Here is a 2,142-nt window from a genome sequence, read left to right as displayed (position 1 = left end):
GTCCCGATGTTGCAATGCGGCTTGGTACGTTCAAACTTTGCTTTGGCCATTTGACTCTCCGTTCAGTCGTTAGCTGTCGCCGACGACAATCAGGCAAACTTCTTCTGGACTTCCGCCGACACGTTTGCCGGCGCTTCCGCGTAGTGATCGAACTGCATGGTAAAGGTTGCGCGGCCCTGGCTCATCGAGCGCAGGTTATTCACGTAACCGAACATGTTCATGAGCGGCACCATCGCGTTGATGACATTGGCATTGCCGCGCATGTCCTGACCCTGGATCTGGCCGCGCCGCGAATTCAGGTCGCCGATGACCGAGCCGGTGTAGTCTTCCGGGGTCACCACTTCGACCTTCATGATCGGCTCGAGCAGGACGGACTTGCCTTTCTGCAGCGCCTCGCGGAAACAGGCACGCGTCGCGATTTCGAAGGCCAGCGCCGAGGAGTCGACGTCATGATACTTGCCGTCGACGAGCTGGACCTTGACGTCGACAACCGGGAAGCCGGCGACCACGCCCGCGCCCAGCACCGACTCGATGCCCTTTTCGACACCCGGGATGTATTCCTTCGGCACCGCGCCGCCCACGACCTTCGACTCGAACTCGTAGCCCTTGCCGGGCTCGTTCGGTTCGACGATCAGCGAAACCGCCGCGAACTGGCCGGTACCGCCCGTCTGCTTCTTGTGGACGTAGCTGTGCTCCACGCGCTTGGTAACGCGCTCACGGAACGCCACCTGCGGCGCGCCGATGTTGGCGTCGACCTTGTAGGTGCGGCGCAGGATGTCGACCTTGATGTCGAGGTGAAGCTCGCCCATGCCCTTGAGAATGGTCTGGCCGGACTCGAGGTCGGTCGAAACCCGGAACGACGGATCTTCCGCCGCGAGCTTCGCAAGCGCGACGCCGAGCTTTTCCTGGTCGGCCTTCGACTTCGGCTCGATCGCGATTTCGATGACGGGCTCGGGAAATTCCATCTTTTCCAGAATCACCGGCTTGTCGGAATCACACAGCGTATCGCCGGTGCGGGCTTCCTTCAGGCCCGCCAAAGCGACGATGTCGCCGGCAAAGGCTTCCTTGATGTCCTCGCGGTTGTTGGCGTGCATCAGCAGCATGCGTCCGATGCGCTCCTTGCGGTCGCGCGTCGAATTGATGACGCCGGTGCCCGACCGAAGCGTGCCGGAATAGATGCGACAAAAGGTGATGGTGCCGACGAACGGGTCGTCCATGATCTTGAACGCCAGCAGAGCCAGCGGCTCGTCGTCCTTCGGCAGCCGAACGATTTCATTGCCATCCTCATCGACGCCCTTGATGGCGGGAACGTCGACCGGCGACGGCAGATAGTCCACGACCGCGTCGAGCAAAGGCTGCACGCCCTTGTTCTTGAACGCCGAGCCGCACAGCACCGGGAAGAACGCGCCGGTCAGAACCGCCTTGCGGATCATGCGCTTCAGCGTGGCTTCATCGGGTTCATTGCCGTCGAGGTAAGCTGCGAGCACTTCATCGTCGAGCAGGACGGCGGCTTCCAGCATCTTCTCGCGATATTCCTTGGCCTTTTCGACCATGTCCTCGGGAATCTCGATGTCCTTGAAATTGGCGCCGAGCGCCTCGTCTTCCCAGACCACGCCCTTCATGCGGACGAGATCGATCAGGCCCTTGAAGTTGTTTTCCGAACCGATGGGAAGTTGAATGGCGATCGGCTTGGCGCCGAGGCGGTCGACGATGTCGTCGAGGCATTTGAAGAAATCGGCGCCGGTCTTGTCCATCTTGTTGGCGAAGACGATACGCGGAACTTTATACTTGTCGCCCTGGCGCCAGACAGTCTCGGTCTGCGGCTCCACGCCCTGGTTGGAATCGAGCACGCACACCGCGCCATCGAGCACGCGCAGCGAACGCTCGACTTCGATGGTGAAATCGACGTGGCCTGGGGTATCGATGATGTTGAGCCGCTTGCCGCTCCAGAATGCGGTGGTGGCGGCCGACGTGATGGTGATGCCGCGCTCCTGCTCCTGTTCCATCCAGTCCATCGTCGCGGCACCTTCGTGCACTTCGCCGATCTTGTGGCTCTTGCCGGTGTAATAAAGGATGCGCTCGGTGGTCGTGGTCTTACCGGCATCGATATGCGCCATGATACCGAAGTTGCGGTAGTCCTCT

General features: G+C 60.9%; 1 protein-coding gene. It reads right to left on the bottom strand.

The features are described from left to right. Positions 1-89: 89 nt before the first annotated feature. Positions 90-2,142 (bottom strand): elongation factor G (fusA, locus tag VGP39_RS22430; protein WP_327570287.1); only part of this gene is annotated, 2,053 nt, incomplete at its 5' end.

This window comes from Bradyrhizobium sp., from assembly GCF_036009065.1.
Classification (GTDB): Bacteria; Pseudomonadota; Alphaproteobacteria; order Rhizobiales; family Xanthobacteraceae; genus Bradyrhizobium.
The sequence above is the reverse complement of the archived record's forward strand: the minus strand, read 5'-3'. Positions and strand labels throughout refer to the sequence as shown.